The following is a 15,510-nucleotide window of genomic DNA, read 5'->3' as shown; positions in this document are numbered from 1 at the left end:
CGATACCCGGTACTCCTGATAGCACGAGGCCGTCCACAGGTTCTCCCGCAGTTATCCCCGTGCCGCGTGCGGCACGGGCCGGAAGGTCAGCAGCTCGGTGTTGTCGTCCGGCATCCGCTCGATGCCGAGGACGTAGCCGGGCAACGACTGCCGCGCCACCAGGGCGCGCACGTCGTAGGCGAAGTCCGAGAAGCGGGCCGCGCTGCCGGATTTGCGGTACAGGTGTCGGAAGTCGAATTGCCAGCCGTGCTCCTGCCGCCCGCCATGCTTGCGCACCAGGCGGTACAGCCAGCGTTCGATACCGCCCTTCAAGCGGAAATAGGCCGGGTCGATGGTCAGCACCAGGGCGGCGTCGAGCACGCCGGCATAGAACCAGTCCGGCAAGATCAGCTCGATGCCCAGCGGGGTGCCGCTGGCGTCGGCGAGTTCCTTCCACTCGTTGATCCACGAGAAGCGATGCAAGCGCCTTCCCGTGGTTTCGCGGATGGACGTGGCCACCGTGGTCGATTGCAGCCGGTCGAGGGCGGCCTTCAGGCGCTGGTAGTCGTTGAGGGACGTGCCGCGCCCGATGAAGCGCAAAATCTCGTAAGGCGTGGCGCGTATCCAGCGCGACGGGCGCAGGCCCGCGTCGCGCGCCTCCACGATCTGCGAGGCGGCCCATATCAGCACGTCGGCATCCCATATCGTTGCGATGCCGTGCTCCTGCGTGCCTTCCACGCGAATGGTGACGTTCCCGCTGCGGAAGTCGATCGGCGCCGTGCGCCGCGACTTGGCAAGCGAGAAGAACGGAAAGGCCATCAAGTCCTGGGAATCGCGTGGCGCCATGTCGCCCGGCAGCGCGCGGAACAGATCGAGCTGTTCGCGCTGCGGCAAGGCTTGCCCTGGCGGGCTGGACATGGCGAAGGCCACCCACGCGCCGACGATCAGCGGCCATCACGGTAGTCGCCCGCGTGGCGCTCGGCGTATTCGGGATCGGACGTGGCCTCGTAGCTGCGCTGGTCGGCCCAGGCATCGAGGTCGGACACCGCGTACATGACGCGGCGGCCGAACTTGCGGAACTTGGGGCCGCCGCCGATCACCCGCTGCTTCTCCAGCGTGCGCGGCGACAGCCGCAGGTAGTCGGCGGCTTCGTCGTTTGTCAGGTAGCGTTGAGGCTGCGAGGTCGCAGTGACGGCAGCGGCGGCAGGCCGCGAGGGAGCAGGTCGCATGGGATGTACCTCCATCAAGCCCGGCCACACCACGCGGCCGGATAGAGGCACTCTCAAGAAAGCAAGGCTTCTTGCTAAGGGACGATTCGCACGGGTCGAGAAACGTCCCCCCTAATGCGACGGGAACATTGGAAGCTGCGCTAGTCGGCGGTAGCCGCCGTGCATCAGCTCATCGCCGCGGCGTACCAGCCGCCGTACGCGGGCACGCAATGCACTGTCTTTGTGCCAGTCGGCCGCGACGGCATCCGCGCCGAACAGACCTTCGCCCACCTCGCGCAAGGAGGCTCCCGCGAGGGTCGCGTCGAGCGCTTGCAAGGTATGCAGTTCCAGCAGCGCGGCGGGCGTGGGGCGGGAGCGGGCTGTTGCCACAGGCGTGGCCACGGTTGCGGCAGATAGCGCATCCAGCTTCGCAGCGAGCGTGCGGTAGCGCGCACAGGGCGTGGCGCAGGCGCGTGTGGCGTAGAGATAGGCCGAACCATCTTCCAGGTCGGGTGCGAGTGCCAGCCGAACGCAGCAGCCTGGCCAATGCGATACGAGCACCAGGCGCTTGCCGTCGTGGGTCAGTTGCTTGCGCCCAGGAATGCGCCAGAACTCGAAGGTATGCGCATCGGGTGGTGGGTCGGCGTCGGGGTATAGCTGCACCACGGCATCGTGATCGGGGAACCAAGCAGGATGTGCGTCGCGCGCATCCAGGCCGGGATCTTCCAGCAGGCGCAGGCCCCAGGCCTGCGCCGCATCAGGCTTGCGACGCCGGCGTAGCCAGTCGCGCCGGTAGCTTGGATTCCTGCGCAAATACTCCCAAGCCAGCGCTGGGCCATCGAGGTGCAGCGTGTAGAGATACGCGGCCGTGGGATACCAGTGTTGGCTGCTGCGGTCAGTCATGGCGAAACCTCCCTGTTTCTGGGAACGTCGCCACAATTCCGCTGTGCGGGAGCTATCGAATCGCCATCAAGTGGTCATCAAACTCGGGTTACGCTTTAACTGCTGGTGTCAAGACAGATTCGCTCCAGTGCATTGCCGAAATCGTCTAAATGCGACGACTGCACCGCCCGGAAATGGGGTGCAGCATTGAACACCGTGCCGAATCTCGCGCCTGGCATCATGACTGTTTTGGTCAGGAGCGCACCACCCTGGTGCAAGCATGCGGATCAAGACTTGCCAGGTCTTGGCTAAGACCGAAATAGTCACAATGCGATACTTTTTGCCTGGTCGCGCTGGAATGCGTCAATCGGTGATCGAACCGTTTTCCTGAGCCAGTCGAACGTATTCCGACAGCGGCCGCGTCGGCTGGAAATACCGATCTCGTATCACGGGCTGCTTGAGCGGCCCGACGATGGACGCCAGATCGGACAGCTTCACCGTCGCCAGGGCAGGCATCCCGATCCCGAGGTCGATCAGGCCGTAGGCCGTATCGCCATCGGTCGGATCGAGCGCGGCCAATAGCCAGGTCGCATGTGCGTCCGGTGTGAACAGGCGCACCACGGGCAGCGGGTCACATTCCTGGCCTGCGGCGCGGGTGAGGCCGTGGGCCAGTAGGTGCACCCGGTCTTCCTCGGTGACAAGCGTGGTCAAGGCCGCGCCCCTTCCACGAACACACGCAATCGCCGAGGCGCATCTGTGCCTGCGGACGGATGCACGTATGCGCAAGCGCACGAAGCCGCAAAAGCGGAGAGGCACGAAGGCGTATTGGTGGAAGTCAGGAAAGACACGGATGCGGTTCCCTGGGTCTGAGGAAATCCGCAGATGCGGATCTCCGTAAAAGCACGGAAAAGGAAAACATCACCACCAAATGAACACTATAGATTGTAGTCCTATAGGGCGCAATGGGCTGTCATCTTGGTTTTTTGGGGAAACCATAGGTGGCAGCGAAGAACTCATTGGCAGCGGCGATTCGGACGGTAAGGAAGGCGCGTGGTTTGAGCCAGGAAGCGTTCTCCAACGTGTCCAGTCGCACCTACATGAGCACGCTGGAGCGCGACCTGAAAAGCCCAACCATCCAGAAGCTGGCCGATCTGTGCGAGGTCATGGAAGTGCATCCGCTCACGCTGCTCACATTGGCTTATGCCGGTGACAGCACCCGCGAAGCTGATGAATTGCTGGCACAGGTGCGCCAGGAACTCAGGGCGATATTGGAAGAGCCCGACACGCCTTAGCGCGTTGGCGTGTGGTACTGAATTGCAGCAAGCGGAGCGCGCAGCGCCGCAGGCGCGAAGGCGTGAGGGATTGAAGCCGGATGGCCGTGACGGCTTGCCGGCACGGGGCGAAGCCCGAAAGCCCGGCGGCGCTTACAGCGCCGACACGCCACACACCGCTCGTTGACACGGATTGCGAGCCACAAGGCACGCATGCAGGCCCGCCGTGACGGGCGTATCCAGCACGCGGCAGCAGCAGAAATCCTGCGCGTGCGGTGCTGCGATCAGCAGCATCGCGCCCCGCCGCAGTGGGCGGGACGCGGTAAGCGGCTGTCAGGCCGCCTTCGGCTTGTTGCGCGACCAGATCAGGTCGTGCGTGCCGTCCTCGTTCTCGATCAGGCGGGCATAGACCGTCGCCGGGAACGAAGGGTCGTCGATGGATACGGACAGGTATTCCCGCCCGGCCTCGCTGGTCTTCTTCCACGCTGCGCCGACTTCGTGGCCAGCCGCTTGCAGGTGGAAGTCGGGGGCGTTCTCGGTGTCGCCCTTGTCGTTGGGAACCAGCTTGACCTTGACGTTGAGCGTCAGGGTGCGAAGCGTGCCGGTGAAGCCGTCTTTCTCTGCGGTGAAGGTGCCGATGTTAGCCATGATGTTTCTCCTTTCGGGTTGAACAAGGTCGCGCCAGTGCGTCCTTGTTGTGATCCGGCCGGCGGGGGATGGGCTGGTCGCACCGCACAGCGGTCGCAACAACGTGGAGAACCTGGAAGCGAAAAGAATTTGTCCCGCGAGGAATGCGCGCAGCGCAGGGGAAATTGTTTTCGCTGCAAGGTTGCGGCCATCAAGCACAAGGCGCAGCCGCGCCACCGCCAGGATTCACAACAAGACAAGGACGCACAGGCCGCCCGCTCCCGAATGGAGACGTGGCCAACTCGGCATCCCCGCGTGACGGCTGCACCGGCTTGCGCCCTGACGCGGGCCAGGTCAATGCCCCGACGACAAGGCCAGAGCGCCCCTGCCGCAGCTCACGGCCACATACTGAGGCGTGGTGTGGAAGCTCCATAGAAGCGAGGCTGGGCGGCGTGTCGGTGAACCGTCTTTCGTGACGTACAGACAACGAACCGCCAGCGTCGGGGACGGCACGCTTTCGTGCAACCTGCCGCAGCAAGCCGGGGCGTAGCCACACCAGCCCCGCCCATTGCGGCGGGGCTCGGTCGAATCGTTGGCGGCGCGATGCGCCGCCACACTTGCTGGCTTCGTGGATTTCGCGCACGAGCGCCCTTGTGCGTGGCCCCATCGCCGCCTGTCCGAAGGCGGCGATGGGGCGTTTTGGCTTTGAGCAGTGAAACCGGGCGCGGCCACCGCCGCGCCCGGAGTTTTCGACCACCGGCCCCAAGGCGGCACGGCTTGGGGCCGGTGCGGCTCGTTATTCCTTGGTTTCGATGATCCACCACACGGCGCGCGGCAAGGCGCGGCCCGTGAGGGGATGCAGATCGGTCAGGTCGGCGCGGGCCGTCCAGCCACGCGGCGGACGGTAGCCGCGCACGTCGCCGTCGCCGTGCCAGCGGCGGGCGCGCACCGTGCCGGAGGCATAGGTCGCAGCTATGCGGGGGCGGTTTGCGGGTTGGTGGGTCATGGCAGGCATCCTCAACATGAAGCGCCCCGGCCGGAACCGGGGCGCTATCTACGGTGCGAAGTCACGCGGCCAAAGCCTCGGCCTGCGGCTGGTCATCCGCCACGGCGGCCACTTCTTCCTGTGCTTCGGCTTCGCCATCCGCCGGCGCGTCCTGCCCGGTCTGCTGCGGGCCTTCGGAGCGGAAGATGGCGGGCATCCAGCCGGTGCCAGCGGCCAGCCGTTCGGCTTCGCTGGCAATGTCGCCCTTCTTCAACTTCGCCAGTCGGGTGACGTGCGAGGGCGCGAACCCGCCAACGGCTTCCAGAATCGCGGCCTTCGGCACATGCCGGAAGTAACCCTCATTGGTGGGCTGCCACCACGCGGCCATATCCAGCCCCACGGCCTGCGCCAGTTCCGCGCCGGGCTGGTGCGGCGTGGCGCGAGGCGTCACCACGTCCACCGTGGAAGCTAAGCACACGGCCAACAGCCGCACCAGTTCATCCTGTGATTTCGCCAGCAGCGCGGCGAACAGTTCGGCGCTGTCCTCCGGCAAGGTTTCGCCTGCCACCTGTTGCAGTTCGCGCAGCGCCACGGCGGCGGGTGATTCCGGCCAGTCCGGGGCCATGCCTTCCAGCCGGTCTTGCACCGTGAGGCGCACACCCAGCGGCAGGTCGTGCCCGTAGTGCCTTTCCTGCAAGACGGTCTGCACCATGCCATGCACCACGGCGGCCAGCGCTGCTTGCGGATGCCGTGCAACTTCGATTTGCAGCGCAGCGGTACGGTGCGCGCTCAACCGCTGCGCCAGTCGGTCAGACATGGCGGCGGTCTTGGGCTGCTCGTCGTCCTCGCCTGCGTCCTCGTTCGCGGCTTCGCCTTCGCTGCCGAAACCCTGCCGCAGCCGCTCCAGCGTGCGCAGTGCCTTGGCCTCCGCTTCGCGCAGCAGCCCGCGATGAATCGCGGCCTGCCCGTCGCGGTCGATGGTGACAATGGCACCGGCTGCGGCCTTCACGTTGGCCGCATAGTCCAGCAAGCCATCTTCCAGCGCCTGCAACTGCTCGCCCAGGCGTTCGCCTTCTTCCTGCAAGGCATCGGCCTTTTCCTCGTCCTCGTCGTCCAGCGCGGCATCCACCGCCTCGGCCAGTTCGTGCAGCTTGGTTTGCAGCTTCTCGATGCGCTGCGCGTCGCGCTTGTTCGGACTGCGGCGTTCCCTTGGCGCACGCTGGAAGGCTTGCAGATCGGCATGGGTCATGCCCGGCGTGGCATCCACCCACGCCCAGCCCTCGGCCTGCACCTTGGCGGCGATACCTGCCAGCTTGTCCTGCGCCAGCCGTTCCAGCAGTGCGGCATCGGTCAGATACACGCCTTTGTCGCCCTCCGCGAACAGGTCGCGGCGGATGCCACCGCCTTCCTGCTCGTAGCCGTCCAGCCCGACAAAGCGCACCAGCGGATGCCGGTAGGCGTCGATTTCGCGTTCGGTCAGGCGGTCGCGCAGGTTGTGCGGGCCGCGCTGCCATGTGGGCGCATCGTAGAACGCGGCTTCCTGCGCAGCATGGTCGTCGGTGATGGCGAGGGCCATCAACTGGTCAAGGCTCACGGCCTCGGCCCGGTAGTCGGCCAGCAGGCGCGGCGACACGTTGGCGAGTTTCAGACGGCGCTGCACCACCAGCGGCGTGACGCTGAAATCCGCTGCAATGTCCTCGATGCTGCGGCCTTCGGCCACGAGCGCGGCGAACGCCTCGAACTGGTCGGCGGGGTGCATGGCTTCGCGCTGCACGTTCTCGGTGAGGCTGGCCGTGCGGGCGGTGCCATCGGCCACCAGCAGGCAAGGCACCTCCCATTCCTTGCTAATGCGGTGCTTTTTCGCCAGCAGCTTCAACGCTGCGAGGCGACGGTCACCGGCCACGACCTCGTAATGCTCGCCATCGGCGGCGGCAATCACGATGAGGTTTTGCAGCAGGCCGACACGCTGGATGCTGGCGGCGAGTTCGGGAATGGACATGCGCGGGGTCTTGCGCACGTTGCGGCCAGTGGGACGCGACACCAGCCGCGACAGCGGAACCAGAATCAGGTTCTTGGTCGGATCAGCGGCTTCCAGCGGGATAGCGGCGGCGGTGTTGATGGCGCGGGCTTCGGTTTGGGTAACGGCGTTCATGGTGATAACTCCTATCGGTTCAGGGATGCAGCAGCGAAGAAAGCGACAAGGGCTGCTGCCTGCCCCTGCCGCGTGGGGATTCAGGCTTTCAACTGGCGCATGCCATCGGCCAGCAGCCAGAGGGCGCGATTTAGTCGGATGTTTTGGTCGATGCCCTGCACCGGGCGGGTTTGCTGTCGGCGCCCGTTGGCGCTGCGGCCACGCAGCCCGCCTTGGGTCAGGTTTTCTTGGGTGCGGTTGAACACGCTCCACAGGTCGGGGCGGCGGTCGTCGAAGCGGCGCGGCATCAGGATTTGCGATTCCGTGATGGGCGCGGGCTTGTCGGGGTCGTCGTACTTGAGGGCGAGCGCGGCGCGGGCGAACACTTCGGATTCGCCATCGTCCAAGGTGATGCCGCGCATGGCATCGCGCGATTCCTTCACCCGATCGAAACCGCTCAAGACTTCGTAAGCCCCCTCAATGACCAGACCGGCCACGTCGCCTTTATGGGGCACTCGCACATCGGCCACGGTGTTGCCGCAGACAAGGCCATTGCTGCACACGAACCGGAACATTCCGGCCAGCATCTGATAGCTGCTGGTGCCGTCGTGCGAGTTCAGCAGCACGATTTCGTTGGCCTCCGCGCCGTTGATCTGGCTGGCATGGCGCAAGCGAATCATGTGTTTGGTGTGCTCGCGCTTGCCTTCGTCGCGCACGCGGGTTTGCGTCACCATGAAAGGCTGGAAGCCTTCTTTGCGAAGCTCGGTCAGCACGGCGGCGGTGGGGATATAGGCGTACCGCTGCGAACGGCTCTCGTGCGGGGCATCCGCGAAGATGGACGGGGCCACGCGGTGAATCTGGTCGTCGGACAGCGGGTAATCGCTGCGCAGCGAGGGGGAGCGGAAAGCGAAACGGGATGCGAGTTGCATGGTCTTTCTCCTGACAAAAGAGGTTTGCTGTTCACACCGCACACCGGATTTCTAGATTCGGAGCCCAGCCTTTCGGCTGTTTGGTGCGGTCGGCACGAGGAACCCGGTTGGCCCTGTTGCCACCGTCTTTCCTGAGTTCATCGCCCGCGCCCAAAGGAGCGCGCGGACGGGGGCCGTCAAGGAGCCAAGCGCAGGGTTGGTGCGGCCCGCAGGCGCAGCCGAGGACACGGCCCTGCGCGCCTTGACGGCACACGGTCGCGGGCTACGGTCGCGGGTAAGGTGATGAAGTCAGGGGAGACGGCTGGACAAGGCAACGGCCATCCCTTTGTGCTGACCGCACGCAAGCGAAGCGCGCAGGCCCGAAGCTGGAAGCCGGGCCGTAGGCGTCAGCGATGCGGAAGGCTGGCGAAGCCAGTCCCGCCAGGGATGAGCGACTAGCGAACCTGGAGCAGCGCGATCCGCGAAGCGGAGACGCAAGAGGACTCTTCGTTTACCATTTGTTTCGCAAGCAAATGATGGGAAAGCAAGAACACGGAGATATAGAGATGATTGTCTGCATCAACCGCCTCAAACAGTTCGGAATCTTCAGCGACTTCAATGGAACGAAGATCCAAAAGTTCGGCCGGTACAACCTGGTCTATGGTTGGAATGGAACAGGCAAGTCAACGTTATCGAATCTATTCTCTTGCTTTGAGCTTCGCTCGATGGTTCCCCGCTTCAGCACGGGCCAATTTTCAGTAGTTCTGGAGGATGGCTCAACGATCACGGAATCCACACTCCACTCATCCCAATTGAATATTCATGTTTTCAATCAACGCTTCGTGCATGAGAACATTGATTGGGACAAATCCGTAAAGAGCATCCTTCTTATTGCGAAAGAGAAGATTGATGACTTGCAGAAGCTGGAGAAGCTGAAGAGCGAGCTTCAGTCGAAAAAGAAGGCTCACGACGACAAGCAAAGCGATATCAAGAAGCAGCGTGAGGCATTAGAGAAGTTCCTGACCAATGCTGCCAAGAAAATGAAGCTTGGACTTCAGGCGATTGATACGAGCGACAGTTATTACTTGAATTACGACCGCCGCAAGCTCTTCAACTTCATACAGAATAACGGCGAGACAATTATCAAGGCGGAGTCGGTTCTTCCAGATGAGAGGGTTATCGACCTTACGAATGCCGCCAAGCCAGATCAGCTTCCAAGCATTGCTTTCGCCTCAACGGCCATTGAGCCGGACTACTTTAAGAAAGCGGCGGGCCGCATCAGAGATTTGATTGGGACTACGGCGGTCAATCAAGCAATCCAGCGGCTGACCGATAACCCGGAAATCCGCGAATGGGTTCAAGCAGGCTTGGAAATCCATAAAAACCACGACTCGCAATCCTGCGAGTTCTGCGGCTCTCCGTTCGCCCAGCTTCGTGCCGAGGCGCTTGCTGCCCACTTCAGCAAGGAGTTCACGGAGTTTCAGAGCCGACTTCAGAACGCGGCGACATGGATTGAATCTCAAGGCGCTCCAGCTAATCAGTTTCCCGCATCGACCGAGTTTTATAAAGAACTATCGGCCGAGGCAGAGAAGCTTCAAAAGGACTACGCAACTGCTGCTGAAAAGATCGACCAGCAAATCGACGCCTGGCGGGAAGCCCTGAAGGCCAAGATCACAGACCCTGGGAAGACAGACATTCAGATCTCGGATGTGGTTGAAGACGATGTCACCAATTTCAATGACATCCTGAAATCGATTGTTGCTCTCGTTGGAAAGCACAACAATAAGACTTCAAATTTCAAATCTGAGACCTCAAAAAGCAAGGTGGCACTGGAGCTTCACTTTGCTGCGGCTGAGGTGCAAGAGTTTGACTATGCTGGAAGTGAGAAGAAGTGCAATGACCTTGAGTCAGAAGCAAAGAACGACCATAAGGAAATTGAAAAAATTAGTCTAGAGGTCGGAGCCATAGAAGCGGCGCTCTCGAATGAAACGGTCGGGGCAAAGGAGTTCAATGACATCCTGCATCGCTTCATTGGCCGCTCTGAGCTTTGCCTGAACTTCAATCAGAAGAAGAAAGGCTATGAGATCATCAGAAACGGGGTTGGTGAGCACGATGGGAATTTGAGCGAAGGTGAGAAAACTGCGATTGCATTTGTCTATTTCATCACGAAGCTCAAAGAAAATGGAAATAACATCAAGGATACGATCGTCGTCGTTGACGATCCGGTCTCAAGCTTTGATTCTAATCACTTGTTTCACGCCTACTCGTTTTTGAGAACGCAATGCACTGAAGCCAAGCAACTTTTTGTGCTGACTCACAACTTCACTTACTTTAAGCTAGTGAGAGACTGGTTCACTGGCACCAATAGGAATCGAGTCAAAAAAGGCAACGCCGAGAATTGCTTCTTTTATCGCCTGGATGCGCCACCTGGCTCCCCTCGTCACTCCCTACTTGTGGATGCCGACGACTCACTCAAGAACTACGGTTCCGAGTACCACTATATCTTCAAGAAGCTCTACGAATATAGGGCGCACACAACACTCAATCGAGATGAGGCGTTCTTGACCGCCAACCTCGCCCGAAAGCTTGTTGAATCGTTTTTCACCTTCAAATATCCAAGGCGTCGAAGCGACATTAGTCAATTGATGGAGGCTGGCCTAAAAGATTGCACCATCACGACACCAGAGCTTAAAGAAAAAATCTACCGCTTTATCAATAAGTATTCACATAGCGACGTTATTGAGATAACAGAGGAATCCGCAGAAAACTTGGCAGGCGAAAGCCACAGCGTCATCGGGAACATCTTCCAGTGGCTGGAAGAGGTGGACAAGAAACATTACGACGAGATGATTCAGGTTGCGACGGCCTGAGCATCAGGCCGCGAGGGCCATAGCTATGCCACCAGGCGCAGCAAAAAGGGGCCGAAGCCCCTTGGGCTAGATCAGCCCATGCTCGGCGAACGATGCCGTTTCGTTGCCCGCAACGATGATGTGATCGAGCACGCGCACGTCCACCAGACCCAACGCTTCCTTGAGCCGCTGGGTCAGCGCCCGGTCAGCCGCGCTCGGCTCGGGGTTTCCGCTCGGATGGTTGTGCGAAACGACGACCGCCGCCGCATTGAGCCGCAGCGCCTCCTTGACCACTTCGCGCGGATACACCGACGCACCGTCAATAGTGCCGTGGAACATCTCCCTGTATTCGATCAGACGATGGCGCGTATCCATGAACAGCACTACGAACACCTCATGCTCGAAGCTGGCCAACTTTGTACGCAAGTATTCCTTGACCGCCGCCGGCGAAGTGAACTCTGCTCCGCGCCGCATTTTCCGGTCAATGACCTGGCGCGCAGCTTCCAGAATGTCGTCGGCCGATGCCGGTAGATAGCGCCCGTGCGCGTCGCGCACCAGCAGACAGGAATCGAACGAGGGAAAGGACAGTTGCGACATGATCGTGCTCCGGTTGCTCGGGCGGAATTGCCCGGAACCGGCGGCAGCACGGCGCAGCGCAAGCAGTCAGGGGTCGCAGACGGCCGCCAGGACGCAAGCGCGCATGGCGCGCGCCGCCCTTGACGGCGAGAACGCCGTGATACGGTGAAGGGAACAGCAAGACCGCCCACACCCGCCCACTGCACAGAGTCGATTTTTGGCAAGCGGAGCGCGCAGGCCCGGATCAACGAGCCGGGACGGAGGCGTCAGTGATGGAAGCCCGACAGGGGCGAGACTCGCGCAGCGAAGCTCGATGCGCAGCACGACAGCGCGACGGCGGCACGCCGGGACGCCCGACTGCTTGGGACAGGACTACTCGTTGTCCGTCTTGCGCTGCTCGATTTGCAACTGCGCCCGTTGCGTTGCCTGTTGCAGCCGCTCCACCAGCACGCCCCTCGGCGGCAAGGCGGTCAGATACTCGGCAACGTGGATGCCGGACTTGTCCAGCTCCAGCAATTCGATCTGCTCGCGCTTCTTGCCGGTGCAAAGGATGATCCCGAGCGGCGAGGCTTCCTCCGGCTCCCGTTCGTGCTTGTCTAGCCACCGAAGGTAAAGCTCCATCTGCCCTTTGTAGGCCGCCTTGAAGTCACCTACCTTCAACTCCACCGCAACCAGCCGCCGCAGCTTGCGGTTGTAGAACAGAAGGTCAAGGTGGAAATCCTCGTCGTCGATCGGAATGCGCTTCTGCCGGGCGACGAATGAGAAGCCCGCGCCCAGCTCCAGCAGGAAGGACTCCATTTCACGGATGATCGCCGCTTCCAAGTCGCCTTCCTGCCAAGTGTCCCGCAGGCCCAGGAAGTCGAGGATGTACGGGTCGCGCATGACCAGGGCCGGCGACATGCGCTGCGCATCGCGCAGGGTCGCCAACTCCTGCGCTATGGTTTCTTCCGGCTTTTGGGAAAGCGCCGTGCGCTCGTACAGCATCGAGTCGATACGCTCGCGCAGCGTCCGCACGCTCCAGCGTTGGGTGCTGGCCATCTGTGCGTAGTAGTCCCGCTGGAGCGGGTCTTTCAGCGGCATCAGGGCGATGAAGTGCGTCCAGCTCAATTCTCGTATCAGTGATACGAGAATTCGCTCGTCGGGGAAGGTGGCGGCGAACTGCACCATGCGGCGCAAGTTCTGCTCTGCAAAGCTGCTGCCGTACTCCTCCACCAACTGCGCAGCCAAGGTGGGCAGAACTTCCTTGCCGTAGGCGCCCCGGCGCCTGTCCAAGACCTGCGTGTGGATGCGTTGGCCGATGCGCCAGTAGAGCATCGTAAGCTCGCTATTCACCGTCGAGGCGGCGCGCAAGCGCGCCGCCTCGATCAGTGCCCGAATGTCGCCCAGCAGCGCCGCGGGCGCTGCGAGCGATGCTGCTGATGGCCGGCGCCCGTTCATGCCACCGCCTCCGCAAGCTGCCGCGCGCCCGTGATGGCTTGGCGGCGGCTGGCCACCAGCTCGGCCGCCTCGCGCACCGGCTTGTCCTCGGTGTGGACGTAGTGCATGAACATCGCCACGGTCTTGTGGCCCGTCAGCTTCATTCCCACTTTGGTCGGCACACCGGAATTGGCAATGTCGGTGGTCGAGCGATGACGGATGCCGTGCGTGCCTACGTGCGGCACGCTGGCGGCCTTGAGCGTCCGGCACCAGCCGCCATAGTGCTCGCCAAAGGTCAGGTGCTTGGCCGGGTCGTTCGGCGACGGCAGGACGTAAGGGCAGCCTTCCAGACGCGGCGCCGTCGAAAGCAGCCGATAGGCTTCCTCGCTCATGGGCTTGGAAATGCCGCCAACCTTGCTGTCGGGCCACACCACGCGCCGGTTCTCGAAGTCCAGCCAGCTCCATTCGAGCGGGCAGATTTCGGAGCGCCGCGCCGCAAACTCGAATTGCAGCCGGATCGCCAACGGGATGACGTAGTTCTCCAGCCCCTCCGCCTCCAGTTTCTCCAACTGGCGGAAGATCCGCACCATTTCCTCGTCCACGATGAGCCGGGTTTCCTTGCCCGGCGGGTACATCGGGACGTGGCGGCACGGATTCGTGCCGTCCGGGCGGAAGCCCCAGACTTCGGCCAAGTTGAACATCTTGCGCAGCACGCCGAAGGTCTTGTTGGCCTCGGTCGGCTTGTAGGCCAGCTTTTCCATGAGCCCCGCAATGTCGGGCCGCTTCACGTCATGCACCTTCTTGCGGCCCAGCAGCGGGATGATGTTGCGGTCGATGACGCCCTGGTAGCCGTCCTGCGTGCTGACCTTGTTGCGCTTCTTGGAGTAGTCCTCCATGAACTTTTTGCACAACTCGGCCATCGTGGGCGCCTTGCGCGCCTCGGCCTTGGCACCGCCGGGATCACCACCCCGGCGAACCTCGGCCAGCCAGTCCTGCGCTTTGACCCGCGCCTGTTCGACGGTTAGCTCCCCGTAGAGTCCCAGCGAGGGCTTGCGGGGCTGGCCAGAGTTCGTGCGGTACTGGAGCATGAACACCCGGCGTCCCGTCGAGGTAATCTTGCAAAGGAAGCCGGGCACGACGGTATCCCGTAGTTCGATGTCCTTCGCCTGGGGTTGCGCCGACTCTACGGCGGTCTTGGTGAGCTTGATCTTTGCCATGATGACTCCTTGGAACGACCCGGATTCCAGGAGCCAGATAGGAGCGGCGCGAGGGAGAACCGGGTCAAGTTTCAGAAAGCACCGGCATATGATGGAAGCGCGTAAGCTATTGATAAACCTGCTGTATCGGGCTACGTCGCAGTCCAGCGAACTACCGGGCTGGAGTCATCGTGAAACAAAAAAAGGCGCGCCTTTGGGCGCGCCTTCGAGGTTGTTCCTGCGTTGACAGCTCAGGCCTCGCTGGGTACCAGTCCCATCAACGCATTGGCATGCTCGCGCCACTGCGGCAGCCTGTTGAGTACACCTGCGCGCTGCAGGTAGTCCTCATCCACCGGATCGCCGTTGACCAGCGCCAGCGCCACATGCACCGCACCGGTCACCCAGAAGCTGCGCGTATTGGCGCGCTGCGGCTGCAGGTGGAAGGCAACCGCTTCGATGATCGGCATCGGCAGGCCCCACAGGCCCAGCAGGTAGGCGCCGGCCTCGGCATGGCCGGGGCGGGTGTCACCGGCCAGCGACGGTTCGCTGCGCTCGTTGCGTACGCCGGGCAGCAGCAGGCCGATGTCGGCCAGCAGGGCGGCGGTCGCGCCCAGTTCGGCACTGGATTCGGGCAGCAGGCGCGCGGCCAGGCGCGAGGCGAGCAGGGCGCGCTGCTGCAGCGAATTGCGTTCGGCGGTGGACAACGTGGGTGCGGAAAACACCTCGCTGGCCAGCACCAGGTCGCGCAGCGTCGACAGGCCCAGGCGGGTCACGGCCGTGCGCAGGTCAGCGATGGTGCGTCCCTGGCTGAAGAACGCCGAGTTCGACAGCTGCAGCACCTTCGCGGCAATGGCCGGGTCGGCCGCCACCAGCTTGGCCACGTCGGCGCTGTCGGCGTCGTCGTCATGCTCCAGCGCCTGGGTCAGGCTCAGGTACAGGTGCGGCGGCGAAGGCAGTTTCTCGATACGGCCGATGGCATCGCGCAGGCGTGGGCTGTCCAGCACTTCGCGCAGCTCTTCCAGGCTGGTCAGTGCCTCCAGCAGCACTTCCGGTGCCAGTGGCAACGGCAGGAAACGGTGGGCGACACCGATCAGGCGTGCCGGCGGCGGCCGGTTGCCATGCTGGGCATCCACCAGCGCAATGCGGATGGTTTCCGGGCGCAAGGTCCGGATCTGGCCCAGCAGCGTGGTGGCATTGAGGTCCGGCAGCTGCGGGCAGACGATCACCGCATCCACGCCCTGCGTAGCCACCGCGGTCATCGCGGTCTGGCCATCAGTGGCGGTCAGCGGCTGCCAGTCTTCCCCAAGATCGGCAATGAATTCGGTCAGCTCGGCCGGCAGGCTGGCTGCATCCCCAACAAGCAGAATACGCACGACACATTCCCCTGGCTGTCTCGACGATGGATGTCGACGACGTGTGAAGTGACGCAATTTACCTAATACGGCGGCACGTGTGATGTGCCGTCGTCATGAAACGTGACCC

At 62.6% G+C, this 15,510-nt stretch carries 14 protein-coding genes; 2 read left to right on the top strand and 12 right to left on the bottom strand.

Features of this window, described 5'->3' with window-relative positions; translation table 11 throughout:
- Nucleotides 1-51 precede the first annotated feature (51 nt).
- The 4 genes from ACZK2R_RS18995 to ACZK2R_RS18980 form a co-directional block, all read right to left on the bottom strand.
- Nucleotides 52-909 carry a replication initiator protein A gene (locus ACZK2R_RS18995; RefSeq protein ID WP_003092315.1) on the bottom strand — a complete coding sequence of 286 codons (858 nt, stop codon included), beginning with the start codon at nt 907-909 and terminating at the stop codon, nt 52-54.
- A gap of 14 nt (nt 910-923) precedes the next feature.
- Complete coding sequence (locus ACZK2R_RS18990; RefSeq protein ID WP_001247107.1) at nt 924-1,208, bottom strand: helix-turn-helix transcriptional regulator; 285 nt, start codon at nt 1,206-1,208, stop codon at nt 924-926.
- A 111-nt stretch (nt 1,209-1,319) separates the two neighbouring features.
- Complete coding sequence (locus ACZK2R_RS18985) at nt 1,320-2,090, bottom strand: DUF2285 domain-containing protein (protein WP_003092318.1); 771 nt, start codon at nt 2,088-2,090, stop codon at nt 1,320-1,322.
- A gap of 342 nt (nt 2,091-2,432) precedes the next feature.
- A complete protein-coding gene (locus tag ACZK2R_RS18980; protein WP_016487838.1) occupies nt 2,433-2,780 on the bottom strand; it encodes a DUF2958 domain-containing protein in 348 nt (115 codons plus the stop codon).
- Nucleotides 2,781-3,067: 287 nt separating this feature from the next.
- On the opposite strand from ACZK2R_RS18980, the gene ACZK2R_RS18975 reads away from it, so the two are divergent.
- Nucleotides 3,068-3,361, top strand: coding sequence for a helix-turn-helix domain-containing protein (locus ACZK2R_RS18975; RefSeq protein WP_006379425.1), 294 nt, complete (start codon nt 3,068-3,070; stop codon nt 3,359-3,361).
- A 312-nt stretch (nt 3,362-3,673) separates the two neighbouring features.
- Here ACZK2R_RS18975 and ACZK2R_RS18970 read toward each other — a convergent pair whose 3' ends face one another.
- The 4 genes from ACZK2R_RS18970 to ACZK2R_RS18955 form a co-directional block, all read right to left on the bottom strand.
- A complete protein-coding gene (locus ACZK2R_RS18970; protein WP_001273857.1) occupies nt 3,674-3,988 on the bottom strand; it encodes a DUF736 domain-containing protein in 315 nt (104 codons plus the stop codon).
- 775 nt (nt 3,989-4,763) lie between these two features.
- On the bottom strand, nt 4,764-4,973 hold the full coding sequence (locus tag ACZK2R_RS18965; RefSeq protein WP_022580212.1) for a hypothetical protein: 210 nt from the start codon (nt 4,971-4,973) through the stop codon (nt 4,764-4,766).
- A 61-nt stretch (nt 4,974-5,034) separates the two neighbouring features.
- Nucleotides 5,035-7,104, bottom strand: coding sequence for a ParB/RepB/Spo0J family partition protein (locus ACZK2R_RS18960; protein WP_000994919.1), 2,070 nt, complete (start codon nt 7,102-7,104; stop codon nt 5,035-5,037).
- 80 nt (nt 7,105-7,184) lie between these two features.
- Entirely contained in the window at nt 7,185-8,012 is an 828-nt protein-coding gene (locus tag ACZK2R_RS18955; protein WP_003092327.1) for a DUF932 domain-containing protein, read from the bottom strand.
- 392 nt (nt 8,013-8,404) lie between these two features.
- Here ACZK2R_RS18955 and ACZK2R_RS18950 point away from each other — a divergent pair, with 392 nt between their 5' ends.
- Nucleotides 8,405-10,861: an ATP-binding protein gene (locus ACZK2R_RS18950; RefSeq protein ID WP_001223964.1), complete on the top strand. Its 2,457-nt coding sequence runs from the start codon at nt 8,405-8,407 to the stop codon at nt 10,859-10,861.
- 66 nt (nt 10,862-10,927) lie between these two features.
- Here the strand turns inward: ACZK2R_RS18950 and radC are convergent, their stop codons facing one another.
- From radC to ACZK2R_RS18930, 4 genes are all read right to left on the bottom strand, one after another.
- On the bottom strand, nt 10,928-11,437 hold the full coding sequence (radC, locus tag ACZK2R_RS18945; RefSeq protein WP_003092330.1) for a RadC family protein: 510 nt from the start codon (nt 11,435-11,437) through the stop codon (nt 10,928-10,930).
- Nucleotides 11,438-11,788: 351 nt separating this feature from the next.
- Nucleotides 11,789-12,853 (bottom strand): PDDEXK nuclease domain-containing protein, encoded by a 1,065-nt coding sequence (locus ACZK2R_RS18940; RefSeq protein WP_003092331.1) that lies wholly within the window; start codon nt 12,851-12,853, stop codon nt 11,789-11,791.
- A complete protein-coding gene (locus ACZK2R_RS18935; protein WP_001062689.1) occupies nt 12,850-14,049 on the bottom strand; it encodes a tyrosine-type recombinase/integrase in 1,200 nt (399 codons plus the stop codon). Before ACZK2R_RS18935 ends, ACZK2R_RS18940 begins: the two co-directional genes overlap by 4 nt.
- A 230-nt stretch (nt 14,050-14,279) precedes the next feature.
- Complete coding sequence (locus ACZK2R_RS18930; protein ID WP_100446678.1) at nt 14,280-15,401, bottom strand: HDOD domain-containing protein; 1,122 nt, start codon at nt 15,399-15,401, stop codon at nt 14,280-14,282.
- Nucleotides 15,402-15,510: the final 109 nt, after the last annotated feature.

The sequence above is a fragment of the Stenotrophomonas sp. 96582_Sma genome (genome assembly GCF_056480905.1).
The sequence above is the reverse complement of the archived record's forward strand: the minus strand, read 5'-3'. Positions and strand labels throughout refer to the sequence as shown.

Excerpts from the sequence above, each read along its gene's own strand:
- ACZK2R_RS18990 (WP_001247107.1), bottom strand. The coding sequence starts at position 1,208 with ATGCGACCTGCTCCCTCGCGGCCTGCCGCCGCTGCCGTCACTGCGACC.
- ACZK2R_RS18985 (WP_003092318.1), bottom strand. The coding sequence starts at position 2,090 with ATGACTGACCGCAGCAGCCAACACTGGTATCCCACGGCCGCGTATCTC.
- ACZK2R_RS18970 (WP_001273857.1), bottom strand. The coding sequence starts at position 3,988 with ATGGCTAACATCGGCACCTTCACCGCAGAGAAAGACGGCTTCACCGGC.
- ACZK2R_RS18965 (WP_022580212.1), bottom strand. The coding sequence starts at position 4,973 with ATGACCCACCAACCCGCAAACCGCCCCCGCATAGCTGCGACCTATGCC.
- ACZK2R_RS18960 (WP_000994919.1), bottom strand. The coding sequence starts at position 7,104 with ATGAACGCCGTTACCCAAACCGAAGCCCGCGCCATCAACACCGCCGCC.
- ACZK2R_RS18955 (WP_003092327.1), bottom strand. The coding sequence starts at position 8,012 with ATGCAACTCGCATCCCGTTTCGCTTTCCGCTCCCCCTCGCTGCGCAGC.
- ACZK2R_RS18950 (WP_001223964.1), top strand. The coding sequence starts at position 8,405 with ATGCGGAAGGCTGGCGAAGCCAGTCCCGCCAGGGATGAGCGACTAGCG.
- radC (WP_003092330.1), bottom strand. The coding sequence starts at position 11,437 with ATGTCGCAACTGTCCTTTCCCTCGTTCGATTCCTGTCTGCTGGTGCGC.
- ACZK2R_RS18940 (WP_003092331.1), bottom strand. The coding sequence starts at position 12,853 with ATGAACGGGCGCCGGCCATCAGCAGCATCGCTCGCAGCGCCCGCGGCG.
- ACZK2R_RS18935 (WP_001062689.1), bottom strand. The coding sequence starts at position 14,049 with ATGGCAAAGATCAAGCTCACCAAGACCGCCGTAGAGTCGGCGCAACCC.